Annotated in this window: 15 protein-coding genes; 1 reads left to right on the top strand and 14 read right to left on the bottom strand. The window is 44.8% G+C overall.

The features are described 5' to 3' along the window. Positions 1-85: 85 nt before the first annotated feature. Genes VK097_RS06305 through VK097_RS06295 form a run of 3 tightly spaced genes read right to left on the bottom strand, consistent with a single transcriptional unit; the run spans position 86 to position 3,385 of the window. On the bottom strand, positions 86-2,179 hold the full coding sequence (locus VK097_RS06305; protein ID WP_324210958.1) for a hypothetical protein: 2,094 nt from the start codon (positions 2,177-2,179) through the stop codon (positions 86-88). Between the two features lie 45 nt (positions 2,180-2,224). Then, positions 2,225-2,728 (bottom strand): DUF6114 domain-containing protein, encoded by a 504-nt coding sequence (locus VK097_RS06300; protein WP_324210957.1) that lies wholly within the window; start codon positions 2,726-2,728, stop codon positions 2,225-2,227. Positions 2,729-2,755: 27 nt separating this feature from the next. Further along, positions 2,756-3,385 (bottom strand): DUF6230 family protein, encoded by a 630-nt coding sequence (locus tag VK097_RS06295; protein WP_324210956.1) that lies wholly within the window; start codon positions 3,383-3,385, stop codon positions 2,756-2,758. 557 nt (positions 3,386-3,942) lie between these two features. Between VK097_RS06295 and VK097_RS06290 the strand changes: the two genes are divergently transcribed. Next, positions 3,943-5,445: a response regulator transcription factor gene (locus tag VK097_RS06290; protein WP_324210955.1), complete on the top strand. Its 1,503-nt coding sequence runs from the start codon at positions 3,943-3,945 to the stop codon at positions 5,443-5,445. A gap of 64 nt (positions 5,446-5,509) precedes the next feature. Here VK097_RS06290 and VK097_RS06285 read toward each other — a convergent pair whose 3' ends face one another. The 11 genes from VK097_RS06285 to VK097_RS06235 form a co-directional block, all read right to left on the bottom strand. Then, positions 5,510-7,363 (bottom strand): AMP-dependent synthetase/ligase, encoded by a 1,854-nt coding sequence (locus tag VK097_RS06285; protein WP_324210954.1) that lies wholly within the window; start codon positions 7,361-7,363, stop codon positions 5,510-5,512. A 71-nt stretch (positions 7,364-7,434) separates the two neighbouring features. Continuing rightward, positions 7,435-7,785 (bottom strand): SCP2 sterol-binding domain-containing protein, encoded by a 351-nt coding sequence (locus VK097_RS06280; RefSeq protein WP_324210953.1) that lies wholly within the window; start codon positions 7,783-7,785, stop codon positions 7,435-7,437. Between the two features lie 15 nt (positions 7,786-7,800). Beyond that, entirely contained in the window at positions 7,801-8,943 is a 1,143-nt protein-coding gene (locus VK097_RS06275; RefSeq protein WP_324210952.1) for a thiolase family protein, read from the bottom strand. 30 nt (positions 8,944-8,973) lie between these two features. Continuing rightward, a complete protein-coding gene (locus VK097_RS06270; protein ID WP_324210951.1) occupies positions 8,974-9,816 on the bottom strand; it encodes an SDR family NAD(P)-dependent oxidoreductase in 843 nt (280 codons plus the stop codon). Positions 9,817-9,946: 130 nt separating this feature from the next. After that, positions 9,947-10,735 (bottom strand): enoyl-CoA hydratase/isomerase family protein, encoded by a 789-nt coding sequence (locus VK097_RS06265; RefSeq protein WP_324210950.1) that lies wholly within the window; start codon positions 10,733-10,735, stop codon positions 9,947-9,949. A gap of 65 nt (positions 10,736-10,800) precedes the next feature. Next, positions 10,801-12,012: an acyl-CoA dehydrogenase family protein gene (locus tag VK097_RS06260; protein WP_324210949.1), complete on the bottom strand. Its 1,212-nt coding sequence runs from the start codon at positions 12,010-12,012 to the stop codon at positions 10,801-10,803. Beyond that, entirely contained in the window at positions 12,009-13,151 is a 1,143-nt protein-coding gene (locus VK097_RS06255) for an acyl-CoA dehydrogenase family protein (protein ID WP_324210948.1), read from the bottom strand. Before VK097_RS06255 ends, VK097_RS06260 begins: the two co-directional genes overlap by 4 nt. A gap of 42 nt (positions 13,152-13,193) precedes the next feature. Beyond that, on the bottom strand, positions 13,194-13,529 hold the full coding sequence (locus VK097_RS06250; protein ID WP_324210947.1) for an SCP2 sterol-binding domain-containing protein: 336 nt from the start codon (positions 13,527-13,529) through the stop codon (positions 13,194-13,196). Between the two features lie 136 nt (positions 13,530-13,665). After that, the gene (locus tag VK097_RS06245) at positions 13,666-14,454 is read right to left on the bottom strand and encodes an MBL fold metallo-hydrolase (protein ID WP_324210946.1); all 789 of its coding nucleotides are present in this window, start codon (positions 14,452-14,454) and stop codon (positions 13,666-13,668) included. Between the two features lie 196 nt (positions 14,455-14,650). Continuing rightward, on the bottom strand, positions 14,651-16,123 hold the full coding sequence (locus VK097_RS06240; RefSeq protein WP_324210945.1) for a Na+/H+ antiporter NhaC family protein: 1,473 nt from the start codon (positions 16,121-16,123) through the stop codon (positions 14,651-14,653). Between the two features lie 196 nt (positions 16,124-16,319). Continuing rightward, positions 16,320-18,479, bottom strand: coding sequence for a DNA topoisomerase III (locus tag VK097_RS06235; protein WP_324210944.1), 2,160 nt, complete (start codon positions 18,477-18,479; stop codon positions 16,320-16,322). Positions 18,480-18,562: the final 83 nt, after the last annotated feature.

Genomic DNA, 18,562 nt, shown 5'->3' with positions numbered 1-18,562 from the left:
TATAGTATCCAGGACAACAAAAAACAGAAGCCTGATACAAAATCAAGCTTCTGCAGAATTTAAAATGATTTACATTTGATATTATTCACTCCGTTAAACCGGACACTAAATCTCCGATGAGCGATTGTTCCCGCAACTCCTTAAGGTCCGGCAAGCCATCTCTGCCGCTCCCATCACCTAAGGTCTCATCCTTGTTATTGTCCGTTGAATTCTTATTGTCCGTACCAGACGATGTGTCTTTAGCTTGTGTATTGATGCTATTTGTTTGTTTCTTATTTTGGGAATCTTTTTCTTTACTGTTTGTTTGCTTCTTTTGTTTGGTATCTTTTTCTTCGTTGGATGATTTGTTATCGGCAGATTTATCATTATTTGTTTTTTTGGATGAACTTTTTTCCTCGGATTTATTATCTTTCTCTGATTTTTCGCTTTTTCCTGTTGTTTCTCCTGATTTATTTTCCTTTTCTGCTTTATTTCCATCCTTTGAGTTTTCAGCCGAATTTTCCCCAGAACCTTCTTGATCTTTTTCAGTTTGACGTGTTTCATCTTCCTGGCTGCCATTATCGTTTGAGTCTTCATCTTGATCAACGGACAGGTTTTCCATGACAGTCTTGTAAACTTCATTCGGATAGTCGTCTTTCAATCCTTCAAAGGACGATTTGATTTCCGTTATGCGCTTTGTCCATGTCTCCAGCTGTCCGTTGACTGCATCTGCTTTTTCCTGCAATGTTCCAAGACTTCCCTTAACCGCTTTTATTTCCTCTTTCAGCTTTTTTATGTCCTTTTTGACTGTCGTCAGGTCGGATTCATTTCCACCCTGTCCGGATTTTCCATGATCACCGGATAATTCCCTGATAAACTGAATATTTTTTCTGAGCTGCTGGTGAGCGGCTGATTGCTCTTCCATATTGCCCTCAATCGAAGAAAGTTTCTCCGCTTTCGACTGGACGCTCTCTTCCAGTTCATTAAATTGTGATTGGGTCTTATCAAGAGTTTTCTTCAGCTCAGTATGGATATCATCAAAAGTATTATAGTCTTCCGCTATTTTACCGGTTAACGAGACAAGGGACTTACCGATATTCTGCTCTTCATCTGCCTCATTCAAATTCAGTTTTTCTGTGACAAATTGAAGCATTTCCTGATCTTTAATCTTATCGCCAAAGAATTGTTTCAGCTTGCTGAGCGATTCATCCAGCATGTTATTGCCCTGCAGTTTTTCGTCGGTATCATTCGTCTGACTGATGGAATCTTTAATGTCATTCAGTTTTTTATTATCTTCCTCCATTCCCTTTTTTGCGGTATTAATTTGTTTTTCCTGTTCTTCCATCTGCTTTAGAATGCTTTTCATCTCTTCGGCACTTCCGGACTTTTCACCGGATGTATTGGTTTGCGGAGCATCCGGCAGCTGATTGCATTCACTCTTATAGCACGTCTCAATTTCTGCTTCCGGCAGTGATATGTCCTCTACTGACTGTTCAGTGACCTTCATCGAGACGTTTTTCAGACATATGGATACATATACTTTACTTAAACCGACTGTCTCGAGTATTGGCCTAAGTGCCTCCGTATTGATGTCGCTTATGACAACGGTCGGGTCAATACCATCAAAAATGCCGCCAAAATCAGGGTTTTCGGGGTCGATCGTCTTCAGCTTTTGAACCAATTGCTCCAAATCTACTTTTTCCAGCAGTCCATCCAAGTTCAGATTCTCGATCATGGCAACGATTTGATCCTCATCAAGAGTACTTAGATGCGCCAGCAATTTTTCGATATCTTCTTTCTCCAGAAGGGTTGATAGATTAATACCACAAAAGCCGCCAATATGGGGCATTTTCCCATCCACCGTCCGCGCCTCTAAATTTTGTACCGGAATCGGTCCATCCGACTTGATTTTTATGGCAAACGGCTTTTCATTTTCTTCAAGTGTCTTAGTGATTCTCAGTCCCTCGATTTTGCCCTGTTTGATGGAAATTTTGCCTTGAAGGGCTCCCAATAGATCCATGCTCCCCTCGACTCGTTCTGTTTCGATCATGAAGCCGCCGCTATGATTCGGGGCTTCATCATCTCCCTCCTCATCAGCATGCACATTTATTGCAGCGACAGGCATGAGGAAGGAGCCGATCAGGAGAACAAAAATTGAGCCGATCAGAACAAGTTTATTCAAATGTCTATTTTTTTTCATAACGACTCTCCTAAACTAGCCATACTATGTCAGATTCCCTGAAAATTACACTTTGACCACTTCCGGGCTTTCCTCTTCAGGCGGCTGTTTGGCCACTTCCTTTTTGCTTTGCCTTTCATGACCACCGTTTTGATCCACTTCGACCGATGTTTTTTCCCATGCAATCAGCAGTGATCCCCCGATAATACCGAAGATTGTACCTATGATAAAACCGCCGAGCGCCCCCATAACAGAGAGTACCGACAGAAATACCACGACAACCCCGAATACGGTTGAAAATTGCGGGTAAATATATGAAAAAATGCCGGTGATCAATATCAAACCGCCGAAGATAAAGCCGACAAATACCAGACTGCCGGGAATAAAAGCAATTGCATACAGCTGCAGCGGAATATACAACACCAGCAAACCAGCAAGCAGTGATAGGGTTGCACCCCAGAATGGACGGCGGTTCCGCCATTTTTTGAACTTCCCGCCTTCAGCTATTTTCGTATATCGTGCCTGTAATTTTTTCTCTTTTTTCAATGCTCTTGCTTCTTTTCTGTCCATCGTGATCACCTTTCTGTTTAACGCGGATTATTTTTCCGACTTATCTTTTTTCGCCCCGCCTTTTGCTGGATCAACTTTTTTCGGTCCATCGATTTTTTCAACGGAAATTTTTGCACTGTCCAGGCTGACCATGCTTTGGAACAGATAATCGGTCACAAGTGAGGCGTCCGTTATCGTGATTGTCGAGGCATTCTGTGTCCAGTTCTTTGAAAATTCATCTGTGTTTTTTTCTTTAATGGCCAGATCTTCAAAGCTTAAATTGGCATCGATAAAGCGGGCATCCTGAATTAAGCCTTCAATCGTCGTTTTGCCATCTGCCCGGATATGCACCCTGACCCAGCCTTCTCCCGGAAGTGGCAGGTCTTTATAAATATGCAAATTTTTAATCTCAGCAGTGTCCATTTTGTTCCGCACCATCGGTTCAGCATCTGAATTACCTGTTTCGCCAATGTGCGGCAATAGTTTAAAATTCGTTCCTTTTAATTCATCAAACTCAACATAAAAATCCCCGATTCCACCGAGTGGCATTGCAAACGCTGTTCCGCTGAAGCCAAATGCGGCAACCAGCCCGCCAAGTGCCAAAAATCCGCTCAGCACAGCAATTAAAAATTTCTTTTTCAACGTGTTTCCAACTGTTACATTACGTTCGTTTTTCAAGAATCGCACTCCTTTACACATTGTTAAGTCTCATTCACACCTTCAGTGACATATAGTTGCTTCGCCTCCGGATGACCCAGCTGGGAAAGCATAATCCATTTGTTGATATCGCTTTCATTTAACATTAAGTCCAACTCTGAAATGGCCGACTTCTCATTGGCGCCACCTCCCCACATTAGCTTCCTGGTTCACTTCGCAGTGACCCTCCTTTCATTAACCAGCACACTCATGTTTTCAGTATTAACTGTATTAAATGAAAATTCTTTAATCTTATTTTCATTGTAAAATAGATTCATCATCATTAACACCCTACATTCATAGGTAAATTTTACTCCGTTTCACCCGCATTTGCTAATTTGGACCGACAACTTTAGTATGGACAAGAGTTAGCAGTCCGAATATTATCCGGTTTTTTTAAATATGATAATAGTGTTCAAGCATCTTCGGATTATTTGAAAATTGATAATAAGTCATATAAAATAATCATAAACGTATATGGCATTCCGAAGCAGGTAATAGGAGCTAAAAAGTATGCGTAGATGAAGGGAGAAAGTGACATGTCCCTGACAATCAATCATCAGATGGATTCATTGTTCCAGAATGGCTTAAATATCGTCCAATCGCACCAGCGTTTGATTTTGAATGAATGGGGGAGCATTTTTTCCCATCTGCAGCGCACGGGAAAAAAGTCTGCTGACAAAATGGAAGCCGCTATTAATCTTTTTACCGATTATCTTTTTTTACAAGAAGATGACAATACTGAGTACGCTGTATCTCGAAAAAACATATCACCCCAAATCAATCAATTCACGCTCACATTGCTGGAAAATGCTGTACACAAAGTGGTCCAGTCAACAGGCAATCACTCATATGAGGATCATCAAGCGGTACGGTATTTATTTTCCGCGATTGGTGAAGATATCCTTATCCAGCCATACCAGCAGTATTTTTCGATTGATTCGTTTTTGAAAAATCTCGTGTCTTCCAATCAATTGCCAATTGAATGGGGAGCCGTTGTCATCCGAAAAAATCGGTCTTATGTTGTTGAAAAATGGTTTAACAACATGAGTCAGGATTTACTATTGGGAAATGACGTTTTAAAAGCGGATACAATCTATGATTTGTCGGAGCTGCTCCTTGGACAAATGACTCATCAAAACAGAAAATATTATAATGTTTTGCCAATTCCGCATGATGATGTCACATTATTGATCTGCATCCGCCATGAAGATACATCCCAAATCATGCCGTTTATCACTTACGCTTTGCAGATGTACCAGAATGGCAAAGATTCATATGAAGTGACAAAACAGGAACAGCAGTGGAAAGACTCGGTTATCATGTTTAATGAAACGATTATGCGATCTGCTGATTATAACGAGGCAGTCGAAAATATCACAGCTGGTTTTGTCAATTACCTTCCTTTTGAACGCTGTGCTCTGTTTTCTTTCTCCGTACATGAACAAACGGGATTCGGATTGTTTGGACATCGGCTTGATAACCAAGCCATCCAGAATATTACCGAAGACATAAGTCAGCTGCCGCTGGTACAGGATAATCTGCAATTGGTTCAACTATTTGGCAGCACTATGGACTACCTGCAGCCGATTTATGTTAAAGAGGCATCAGCAGGATTCCCTGATCAGTATGTGAAACAATTTGACCTGCGTTCCGTTGTCATTGCACCCATTTTTGTATCCTCGAACAACAAACTGTTCGGTGCGGCTATTTTGGACCAGGGTGCCGGCAACTATTTTAAAGTTGAACAGGAAACGTTTACCGCACTTTTGAAATTCGGTCAGAGTGCCGGTGAAATCCTGTCAAAGTTTTACGACCAGCATAGAGGACACAGTAAAAAATCAGCATCATTGCACCTGTCCCCAAGGGAGCTTGAAGTGATGAAGCTGATGGCTGACGGTGCTTCAACAAGTGAAGCAGCCGGCAATCTGAATTTGAGTGAATACACTGTGCGCGATTATATTTCTGCAATCATGCAAAAAATGGAGGCGCGCAATCGAACCGAAGCAGTTGCCAGGGCGATTCGCGAGGGCCTTATTTAAATGGCTGCCAAAAAGGAGCATTCAGCCGGGATGCCCCTTTTTCTAAGAAGATTCCCGGCAAACTTCAGACATCCCCGATCATTGTATTCTGCTCCGCCCGGTCTGTCTGATCATCTTCTGCAAATGTTTCTTCAATCAATCGCTTATATTTTTGTTCGATTACCTTAACCCGCATTGATAGTTTAGGGGTCAGTTCACCGCTTTCAACACTCCATTCATCATCAATGATGACGACTTTTTTTGGCTTCTCAAACGAAGTAAAGGAAGCTATGCGGTCATCGACTTCACTTTGCAATAAATCCTGAACAATTTTGTACCGGCATACTTCCTCATAGGAACCGGAACGGACACCATGTTCTTTTACCCATGGCAATAAATTTTCAAAGTCCGGATTTACCAGACAAATGACATATTTCTTTTGATCGCCTATGACCAGCGACTGACCAATGTATTGGCTCTCGTTAATGGCGTTTTCAATTGGCTGTGGTGCAACGTTTTTGCCCGTTGATAGCACGAGGATACGTTTTTTCCGATCAACCACCTTCAAGTAATCGTCATCATCAAGTTCGCCGATATCGCCCGTGTAAAACCAGTCACCATCAAATTCTTTTTTCGTCGCTTCCTGATCATTATAATATCCTTTAAAGACACTCGGCCCTCTGACAAGCACTTCGCCATCATCGTCAATCTTAACCTCCAGGTTTGCCAGCACTTTTCCGACTGTCCCGGCCTTGGCACGGACCATTGGATTAGTGGTGATGACAGGTGATGTTTCAGTTAGCCCGTAACCTTCCAGTATCGGCAGGTCCAGTGCCCAAAAAAATCGTGCCAGTTCAGGATTCAGCGTCCCGCCACCCGAAACCATGCCGCGAAGCCTTCCACCAAGTTTTGTTTTTACTTTCTGAAAAACAAGTCGATCAGCAATGCTCCATTTGCGGCGCAAATCTTTCGGCATCGCCTGCTGTTTGATCAACTGATCAACCGGCGCATTTACGTAGCTTTCATAGCGTTCAAGCCCGACTGAAACTGCCCAATTGAAAATTTTTTTCTTGATTGCCGGACCATCATCAATCTCTTCACGCACTTTCGCGTATACCTTTTCAAACAATCTCGGAACACTGGTCAATACTGTTGGCCGTACTTCGAGCAAGTTCTCCTGGATGGTATCGATGCTTTGTGCATATGCGATTGTCGTTCCGATGGATAACGGCATATAATGACCTGCCATACGCTCAAACACATGCGACAGAGGCAAATAAGACAATGATAAATCTTCAGGCAATAGCTCAATCAGCCAAAACTGCACCGCTTCCAAATTTGCCAGAAAGTTTCCATGTGACAGCATAACCCCTTTAGGCTTCCCGGTTGTACCGGATGTATGGATAATAGTTGCCAACTGATCCCGGTCAATCTGCCGCCAAAATTCTTCCCAGCCAGTCACAGGGTTGTTGGCTCCGCTTGCTTCCAGTTCGGAAAATGATGATTCGTTGACCTCCGGCGGATGGTTACTATCAGGATACATGGTGATGACACGGTCTAGTGTCATTTCATCGGTCAGCACTTTTTGCCGCTGGGATTCATTTTCAACCACAGCTGCACGCACATCTGCATTCTGCAATATATAGGCAGCCTGCTCAGCGGGAAACGTCGGATAAATCGGCACACTGACTGCCCCGATGCTTGCTACTGCAAAATCTGTAATCCCCCACATCGGATTGCTGTCGGAGATGATCGCCACTTTATCATTTTCACTTATCCCCATTTGCACCAAACCAGCCGCAGCATGGCGTATCTTTTCCCAGAATTCTCCATACGTCATATGCTGATAGACGCCGTCTTCCTTCCACATAAACACATCCTTATGCGGAAACTTATCCACTGTCCGAAAAAGCATTTCAACCAGATTATTCGGTTTCATGGAAAAGCCCCCGGATTCATTCATTTTGATTTTCCCATCCCCTTTTTAAAAGTTCTGAACATGCCTCGATATCAAAACGAAAACGAGTTCAGGACAGTCTGCAACTTAAGGGCAAGCCCCATATTGCCCTTTATTTTCAGCTTACCGCCCATAAATGCTGCAGTCGGATTCAAAGTCCCTCCAACCATCTCCCTGAAATCATCATGGTCAACCGTTAATGTCACCTGAGCTTCTTTTTCTTCGCTTTTTACAGTACGTGGGCCATCATCATCAATAATCATTTGATACAAGCCATCATCATCACCCGTAATATAAAATTGGTAAATTCCTTCTTTTCCCTCTGTTGCAGACGGATCATATTTAATCGCTGCATCGATCATGTCAAATACTTCATCAGTACTTGGCTTAACAAGTTCTGTCATAAGCCATACCTCCTTTCATAGACGTTCAATAATCGTTGCTGTTGCCATGCCGAAGCCGATACACATGACTTGAAGACCGTATTTGCCATCTTGATCTTCCAATGTATAAAGCAAGGTTGTAGCAAGTTTTGCACCGCTTGCACCAAGCGGATGACCAAGGGCAATCGCTCCGCCACGGATGTTCACTTTAGACATATCCGGTTCAAGCTCCTTTTCCCAGGCCCTTACAACCGAAGCAAATGCTTCATTGATTTCGATGGCATCCATCTGATCCAGTGTCAATCCGGCCTTTGTCAATACTTTCCGCGTTGCCGGGATAACACCTGTCAGCATCATGACCGGGTCTTCTCCGACAACCGCACGTGCGATAATCCTGGCACGTGGTTTGACGCTCAAGGCTTTCGCTTTTTCGCCGGACATAAGCAAGAGACCTGCTGCACCATCACTGACCTGGCTGGAATTACCGGCTGTCACGACACCATCATCAGGCTGGAAAGACGGTGTCAGTCCAGCCAATTTTTCCATTGATGTATCCCGTCTTATCCCTTCATCATACCGGAATGTCTCATTTCCGTTTTCGGTTTCTACTTCAATTGGCAAAATTTCGCGGTCAAATTTACCCTGATCAGTTGCGGCCGCTGCCCGGTGATGACTTTCCAGCGACAATTCATCAAGCTCTTCACGGGATAATTCCCATTTACTGGCTATCATCTCCGCGGAAAAACCTTGAGGGACAATGTTGTAACGGTTGATAAGATCATTGCTGAAACCTCCCATATCACAGCCCATCGGCACACGGGTCATGTTCTCGACTCCGCAAGCAATTGTAATATCCGCATCACCCGCTAATATCGTCTGTGTGGCGTTGTGGATGGCCTGCTGACTCGACCCGCACATCCGGTTCAGTGAGAATGCCGGAACCTCAACGGGAAAACCAGCAGCAAGCACAGACATGCGCCCGATATTTCCTCCTTGTTCATCGGTCATGGTCACGCACCCGGTGACAACATCCTCCACTGCTGCCGGGTCAACGCCGTTTCGGGATGTCAGCTCTTTCAATACGGGCACAAGCATATCAACTGGATGTGTTTTTGACATTTTTCCTTTTTTGCGCCCCACTGCAGTCCTTAGTGCATCAACAATCACAGACTCTGTCATGATTCAGCCTCCTTTCGTCTCAGATCATAGTTAAAACATGAACAGCTCAATACCGCCGGAAACGTTTAAGCCGACGCCGGTGATGTATTTCGCCTTGTCCGAAACCAGGAACGTAATCGCATTTGCAATGTCTTCCGGTTTTCCGGGTTCTTTGAATGCTGTCCGGTTGATCATCCGGTCATTCATTTTCGTATTTCCCATATTAAAAGCCTCTGTCCCGACAATGCCCGGTACAATTGCATTGACATTAATCCCGTGTTTCGCTCCTTCAAGCGCCATGCTTTTGGTGAAACTGAGAAGTCCGCCTTTCGTGACCGAGTAGCTCGCCTGACCAAACCCGCCGAGTGTTCCGGCAACTGAAGACATGTTGATGATCTTGCCGTATCCCTGTTCTTTCATGTAAGGCCAGACAGATTTTGTACAATTGTATGATCCGGATAAATTGACATTCAGATCACGCTGCCAGAATTCGTCGTTCTGGTTCTCTATTTGTGACATATGGTCCAATGTACCGGCATTATTAATCAGGATATCAATCTTTCCGAATTCATCTTTGACTTTTGCTAAAACGTCCTTAACCTGTTCAGGGTTGGTGACATCCATTTTAATCGCAGCCGAACGACGCCCCATTGCCTGAATCTCCTGTGCGGTCTGATCGGCGTACATCACATTTGTACTCTGCATCACCTGGGCAACCGGGCCAAATCGCTCTGCTTCCTGTTCATTGTTTTCATCGGACTCGATCAGGATGTCGGTAATGACAACATCAGCACCGGCCTCAGCCAAGGCCAATGCATCTGAACGCCCAAGCCCCCGCGAAGCCCCGGTGACAACAGCCACCTTCCCTTCAAGCATGTTATCCCATGACGACATACAAAAATTCCACCTTTCACAATAAGATCATTGCCTTTTGCAGGATCCCCAGCAAAAGGCATAAGCCGAACACGCTCGTGCAATCGCTGGTAACATCCTTATTTCAAGAAATGTTTCAAAAATAACTTTACTAGATAAACTGCGGCTTTTCTTTTTGAAAAAAAGCGGCAAGACCGATGCTTGGCTCATCAGTCATAAACGTGTCACTGAACGCATTCGCCTCAACCTCAAGACCTTCCTCAATCGGGCCATCTGATGCATTGATCGCGCGTTTGGCAAGCCCCATTGCATGAACAGCACCTTCAGCAAGCTCCTCGGCAAACACTGTTGTATCCGCTTCCAATTTCTCGGCGTCAACTGCCTTATTGATAAGTCCAACCTTCTCCGCTTCCTCTGCTTCCAATTGTTTAGCAGTAAAAATTAGCTCGAGTGCCTTGGAACGGCCCAGGAGACGCGTCATCCGCTGTGTTCCGCCCGCCCCTGGTATCAGCCCCAGTGACAGCTCAGAGAGTCCGATCCGGCCTTTTCCCATGATGCGAAAATCACAGGCCATCGCAAGTTCACAACCCCCGCCGAGAGCGTGGCCATTGATCGCCGCAATCACCGGCTTCGGCATTGTCGCAAACCGCTGAAAACACGCTTGCATTCTGGCGCTTTGTTTGGCAATGATATTATCCTTATCTTCCCACTCGCCGCTATTATGCATCATGCCTTTTAGATCAGCACCAGCCAGGAATACTTTCTCATGTTTGGAAGCAATGACAGCGACACGGACAGAGTCATCCGCAGTCAGCGCGTCAGCAGCAGCCTCCAATTCCTGCATCAGTTCTTCCCCGATTGCATTCGCCGGTGGGTTATCAACCGTAATCCAGGCAACACCTTTATTTCGTTTATCGATTGTAATTGATTGATAGGTCATGGAATTCCTCCCCTGTTAATGTGTGTTCAAAAAAGAGGATATACCGGACTTTTTGAACAACTCTATTAAACTCTTATGTTATATGGTGCATACTGACGGCGGGCAATTACCAGATGCTGTATTTCATTCGTTCCTTCAAAAATATCGAAGACTTTGACATCCCGGTAAAGCTTTTCCACAAGTTGGCCATCGAGACCGGTCGGCCCCAACAGCTCAAGGCACTTGGCACATACATCTAGCCCTGTTTTTCCGGCATAAGCCTTGCACATTGCAGCCTCTTTCGCATTAGCCATACCAAGGTCAGCCTTCCATGCAGCCTCCCAAGTCAATAAGCGGGCTGCCGCAATGTTCTGTTCAGCCTCTCCCAGTATTTCAGAAGCCATCCGAAAAAAATCGCCCTGTTTTGGGTAGTCGTGCTTTACAATATCGAGGGTATATTCATAGGCAGCACGTGCGATTCCAATCGCCATCGCAGCCACAATCGGCCGTGTGCTGTCAAATGTTTTCATGGCTACCTGGAAGCCGGATGGTTTCGATCCGTTCATTTCATACAGCCCTTCACCTCCGAGCAGGTTTTCCTGTGGGACGAAACAATCTTCAAATACGAGCTCAGCCGTTTCATTTGCCCGCAGCCCCATTTTTTGCGCAAGACGGCTGCAACTGAATCCGGCTGTCCCTTTTTCTACAACAAATGCACGCTGTCCGGCACGGCCGAGCGAAGAATCGACCGTCGCAAAGACAACAACCCATGAAGCCCGGGCGCCATTCGTAATGAAAATTTTTTGACCATTCAGGATGTAGCCGCCATCAACTTTTGTGGCAGTGGTATGAATAGCTGAAGCATCTGAACCGGCATCAGGTTCTGTTAACGCATAAGCTCCCCATCTTGGCTGATCGTTTTGGAAAATCGACAAAAACCGCTCCTTTTGCTCAGGGGTCCCGCTGCTTTCCACAGGTGGACCGCCCAGACCCGCCCCGGGAAGTGATAAGGTGACGGCCGGGTCGCCCCATGCCATTTCTTCAGTCGCCAAAACACCCATCCGATTGCCTTCGCGTTCCTTTTTAGCTTTTTTGCCGGATGATGAGCTGCTGGCGCCTCCGCTGAATGACGAAGTATTCAAATGTATGCCCATTTTATTGACTTTATCAAGCCAGTCATCAGGGACCTTTTCCATCTTATCCGCCTCCAGGGCAATCGGCCGGATTTCATTTTCGGCAAACCAATGGGTCATTTCCTTGATTTGCTGCTGCTGCTCCGATAATTCAAAACTGATCATGTGACAGTCACCTCTTTTTCTCCGGCAATCAGATGGTCACCACTCCGCGCCAATAAATCATTCTCCCTGCCGTAAAGCATCACTTGAGCCTGGGCATCCCGCATCCATTTTTCTGCCGGGAAATCCTGGACAAAACCATGTCCCCCAAGCAGCTGTACAGCTGAGTCCGTCACATAACGCAGTGAACGATGAGCACGGTGCATTGCCCGCAATGACAGACGCTCCGCCGCAGGCTCCTGATTATCCATTCCTGCTGCAGCTTCCAGCACAAGATGATTCGCAATTCGTGTTTCTAAAGCCATCGATGCCACACGGAACGATACACCCTGGAATGCAGCAATCTCACGACCAAATGCCTTTCGCTCTGCCGTATATTCAGTGGCATAATCAAGTGCTGCTTCCATTAGGCCAGTTTCTTTTGCAGCCTGCAATATACGGATTCGGGTTCGCGCTTCACGAAGTATATCATCTGCGGCCTCCCCTTCCGCCAGCACATGAGTGGCTGGAACCTTTACTCTTTCAAATGAAAGCCGGCCGAGACCTGATGCGAGCAGACCCAAACGATAATCACCCTGTTGAATCGTCCAGTCAGCGGAGTTATCAAGCCAGAGAATAACACTTTTTCCATGGGAATCATCTCCGGCAATCATTGCATAATCGGCAGAAGGTGCCATACGCACCGGATGTGACAATCCCTGAAGAATATAACCATCCTGACGACGGTGGATGTTCAGCTGCTTTCCAGGCCCTTCAACACCGTTTCCCAAGTCGAGCAAAGCAGTGGTTGCACCCCCGGCCAGGTCTTCCTTATTGTTCTTTAAAATCGGAATATCCGGAAGAAGACGGAATAAAGAAGCTGCATCACCGGCCCCCTGAAAACCTTGAATGATATCGAGGTCACCATAGCTGAGCGCCTGCATCAGCTGGACTTGTGTAATCGATGACAATTCTAATCCTTCCCAACTTTCAGGTAATTCAAGTGATAAAAAACCGAGTTCAGCAGCTTCATCATCCAATGTCTTATCAACAGCCCGCCGTTTTTCACATGCACGGGCTAAGGGGCGAATTCTATTTTTGGCAAAATCTTTGGCTACTTTAATAAATGAGATTTCGTCCTCTGTTGGCTGAAAAGAAATCACGCGGCCTCCTCCTTTACTGCATGATTGAATTCAAATTATGCGTCACTTCGCTGTCTTATTGTATGACGCCAAAATATCCTGCAGTTTCAGGGCAAGCCCCATATTTCCTTTTATTTTGAGCTTTCCTGTCATAAAGGCCTGTGTGCCATTCAATTCGCCATCGACCATTTTTTTAAAATCTTCCGTACTCATGATTAACGTGCAATCAGGCGTTTCCTGTTCACCATCAGCGGTGTAACTTTGCTTACCGTTAAAGACAATCTGATATTTCCCGTCGTCCAGGTTAAACTGATAGACAGCTTCCACCCCTTTGGTGCGGCTTGGATCTTCCTTAATTGCTGATTCAATCTCTGTGAATATCTGGTTTACTTCTGACATATTAATCCTCCTTCAATCATTGTTATAATTCAATTTTATCCGCACCGAAGACAAAAATATATTCCCTAATATGTCGGGTTTATCCAATTAACCCATACATAAATACGTCAATTGTATGAACAGAATCAAAGAGCAATTACTCCCGGTAACACGATCGGATCATGTTGAGACGGGAAAATAAGCCAAATGACATCAGTTCAAGACGAACTTTATCGGGGAATAGCCGTTTTTTAATTTCTCTGTCGGTAAATCCTGCCTGATGAAGTTCAGTTACGTCCCGCCGGATATTCAGCAAATAATCCAGTTTTCGCTTTAACATTTCTTTTCCATCATGGATAACGCCTTCGTGAGCACAAAAAAGGATATCAAAATTATAGGACATCAATTTATTTAGTGATTCGATATAATCATTTATTGATTCATGTTTTAAAAAAACTTTTGGATATGGTGTAATATATAAATCACCCGAGAACAGCCAACCCTTATCCGGTTCCAGGAGACAGACATGATTCGATGTGTGTCCAGGTGTTGCAATCGGCAAAAATTCATGTTCGGGGGTCCGAATAATATCGGGATATGATTTCACATTGATATTAATATGCCGGCTTGAAAATAGCCGGCGGTACCAAGGAGACAGAGCACTCTTGTTCAAGCTGGGCAAAGCTTTTTCATGACAATAAATATCAGCAGAGAAATGTTCACTGATCCAATGGGCCATCCCGGCGTGATCATCATGACTGTGTGTCACTGCAACTTGCCGGATATCCTTTGACCTGAAAGCACGAATGAGATTAAACTTTCTTATGCGCGGTCCTGTGTCAATGAGCAGGCCATCAATCAAATATAAATGAATTTTCATGATGCGGTAAAATGGATTCACAGCTGTTTTGATAATATCGATTTCCTCATAGTTATATTGATTCATTATTTTCTCTCCCAAACAAAGACATATCGTTCTTTATTTATTTAACCATAGATGCCATCAAAACTGCCACCCCGTCAATTATAGCTGTCCTGCCTTTAACAATATCAGAAAACCGTCATATAAAAAGAGTGAAGCGGCAACTGGCCACTCCACCCTTTTTTATTTTGTACCATCAATTCTTTTGGAACAACCTCTTTTAATCACGCGGTCTTTCTTTCAACTCCTCACCATTTTTCCCCTCATAGCGCAGTCCCCAGCCTGTTAGTGCTGCAACCAGCATGATAATGAACAGGAACCAGCCTTGGAAGACGAATGGGAAAACAGCATTTGGCTCAACGATCGGAAGCCAATTATATGATTGCTCTTTCATCGTTTGAATGGTTGACCAGCCCAATAATACCGGAGCCCCCCATGGAAAAATGTAGCCAAGGGCTGACGTAACGGCATCAAGCATATTCGCCATCCGATAACGATGGATTTTGTATTTGGAACCAATTTCTTTTACGAAAGGTGCCGCTGCAATCTCGGCTGCCGTATTGATTGTAATGGAACTGTTCAGCAGCGCAACGATCGCCCAAATTGAAACTTCAGCTTTCCGTACGGAGTTTTTAATCCATTTGACCAAGCCTTTCGTTATAGCTGCCATCGTTCCGCCCAGCTTCAATAAGTGAGCCGCACCCACTATCAAGAGAATTAGGATCGCCATATTAAAATAACCTGTTAAACCGGAAACCAGGGCACCTTCAACAACAACATCAGAATCCGGGTTAAAGCTTAAAATATCACCAAACGTTCCCAAGTCTAACAATAGAATCAGCGGAATGGCAGATATGATTCCCCATGTCAATGACGTCAGCAGATGGTGACCGGATAAAGCAAGGATAAGGACGATTGCGAAAGGTAAAAGCATGATCAGCCCGCTCGCATTAACAGATTCAATCACGGAGCTTACCGAAGTCTGACCGGCCGCGGATCCGCCACCGCCAAAAATTGCAAACAAGACGGTCGCCGGCACAGCAGCAACGACTGAATATTTGAAACGGCTCCGTACGACACCAGGGACATCTGCATCCTGCGTTGTGGCTGATACGATTGTCGTATCCGAAACCGGTGCCAGGTTGTCACCGAATACTGCCCCGGCCAAAATTGCTGCAAACATAAATGTTGGATCAGCTCCGACAGCAACACCTGCGGGATACATCAATGTACAGAATGCAACTGTTGTCCCATACCCTGTTCCGACAGCTGTTGAAAAAGTTGCTGCCAATAAAAATGTCAATGCAACAAACATCCCGCCTTCAACACCCGTTACTGAACCAATCCAAACCAGTCCTTCAACAAGTCCGCCAACCTGAAGCACCTGTGCGAACATGCCGGCATAAAACCATGCCACCATGGCGATGACGCCAACAGGCTGGGCCAGTCCGTCAAACAGCCCCTGTGCATAGTCTTCCCATTTGCTCTTACACAACAATAAGCCTAATGTCAGACCAATGACGGCTCCCAGTACCAATGCAACCTCGGAAGATAGCTGCATTACACTGATAGTAATTGCCCAGACAACAAAAAACAGCAAGGGAACTGCCGCCCCGAACGGACCGAGCCAGAAATCCAGTTTTTGAATCGTTTTGTCCCCAGTTGCCTTTTCCAATTCTTCGTTGTTTGACATTTTCGTTCCCCCCTCAAAATATGCAATGATTAAATCATTAATCATTATACAGTTTATCATATACTTCGAAAATTTAGAATAAAAAGTGAAGAGTAACAATAAAAAAAGACCTCACCACATGTCAAAATGGCAAAGTCTATTACGCGAACTTAATTACTTCTTTTAGCCCCCATGCGTTCTATTTAAAGCATGAGCATTATTCTTTCAGTTTGGAAAGTTGGTCTGCCAGTGCATTATTTTTAAACCCGTCATCCTGATTTTTCAGGTATTTATTGACGTCTTTCTTGGATACTTTCTGATTTTTCTGCTGTTCTTTCCGCTTATTGAATACTGACAGTTTTTCGGAGAATCCGCACTGACACGTGAATGTTTTGCCGTCGCCCTCGCCACGGAGCACCATCCGCTTATGGCAATTCGGGCATCTGGCATTTGTCCGTTTGAAAATATTCTTTTTGTAGCCGCATGAACGGTCCTGACAGACGAGCATCTTGCCTTTTTTATTATCGACTTCCATCATGAGTTTCCCGCAATTCGGGCATTTGCTTCCCGTCAAGTTGTCATGTTTAAATTTATCATCACTCGTTTTGATCTGATAAACGACTTCTTTTGTGTAGCCTTTAATATCATTGATAAAATGCTTTTTATTCAATTTGCCTTCCGCAATCTGACTGAGCTTGGTTTCCCATTCAGCGGTAAGTGCCGGCGATCGAAGCTCTTCGGGAACTAGTTCAAGCAGCTGACGCCCTTTCGATGTTGTGAAAATATGCTTGCCGCGCAACTCCATCAGCTGGCTGTTGAACAATTTCTCGATGATATCAGCACGGGTGGCAACGGTTCCGATGCCGCCGGTTTTGCTAATGGTTTTGACCAGATGCTTTTCATCCTGACTCATGTATTTCACCGGATTTTCCATCGCCTGGAGCAGAGTACCTTCTGTAAAACGTTCAGGCGGCTTGGTTTCACCATTCGTCAGGCTAATTTTGATACCGGAAAGTTCGGCTCCTTTTTGCACATCCGGCAATTGCTGATCGCCGTCAGTGCTATGATCGTTGTAAACTTCTTTCCAGCCTTGTTTTTTAATATTTTTTCCTCTGGCTGTAAAACGTTCACCGCCAATATCAGCTTCAATTGTCAGCTGTTCATATTCATGTGGATCCGACAAAACAGCCAGGAAGCGTTTCACGACAAGGTCATAGATTTTCCGTTCTTTGTCATTCAAATCTGCTGGTATGACGCGTTCTTCTGTCGGGATAATCGCATGATGATCGGATACTTTTGCATTATCAACCACCGATTTAGGCAGCTTCCATTCTTTTTTTATCAATTTACCTGCGACCTGTGCATACTGATCCACATTAACGGCTTTAACACGGTCCTTCAATGTCGGTACTATATCAGATGAAAGCACACGTGAATCAGTCCTCGGATATGTGAGAACTTTATGCTGCTCATACAGCTTTTGCATCAGAGACAGTGTTTGCTTCCCCGAATATCCGAAAATTCGATTCGCATCACGCTGCAGTTCTGTCAGATCATACAGTTGCGGTGCATGTTTCTTTTTATACGATTTATTGATGTTTGTGATTTTCGCCGGCTTGTTTTTTAGCTGATTGAGCAATTTTTCCGCTTTTTCTTTTGAAAAGATCCGGCTATTGTTTTTATTATCCTGCCATGTCAGCGTCATGCCGGTACTTGTCCTCGCGTCAATGCCATAAAATGTTTGTGGCTGAAATTCATTAATTTCTTTTTCCCTTGCCCGTACCATCGCGAGTGTTGGTGTCTGCACACGTCCGGTCGACAGCTGCGCATTGAATTTCGTCGTAAGGGCGCGTGTCGCGTTTAATCCTACATACCAATCCGCCTCCGAACGTGCCACGGCCGAATCATAGAGATTTTCGTATTGTTTGCCCGGCTTCAAATTTTTAAAGCCTTCACGAATCGCCCTGTCAGTGACTGAGGAAATCCATAATCTCTTCACAGGCTTGTTGACGCGGGCTTTTTCAATAATCCAGCGGGCAACGAGCTCCCCTTCCCTCCCCGCATCGGTTGCGATGACAATATCACCGGCATCTTTTCGGTTCAGCTGTGTCTTAACCGCGTTAAATTGCTTGCCCGATTTTTTGATGACAACCAGTTTCAGCTGGTTCGGCAGCATCGGCAAATCATCCAGACGCCATGTTTTCCATTTATCCTCATACATTTCGGGGTCTGCGAGCGTTACCAAATGCCCCAGCGCCCAAGTCACAATATATTTCGATCCTTCCAGAAAGCCATTCCCTTTTTTCGTGCAATTCAAGACACGGGCAATATCTCGGCCGACAGAAGGTTTTTCAGCTAATACGACTGTTTTGCTCATTTCATAAATCCTCTCTTGAATATTCTCCGTGATGCTACTGTAACACAATTTACAGCATTACGCTGTTTTCACACCTCCCGCCT

The organism is Lentibacillus sp. (assembly GCF_035301675.1).
Taxonomy (GTDB): Bacteria; Bacillota; Bacilli; order Bacillales; family Amphibacillaceae; genus Lentibacillus.
Note: the sequence above shows the minus strand (reverse complement) of the source record. Positions and strands in the feature narration are given on the sequence as shown.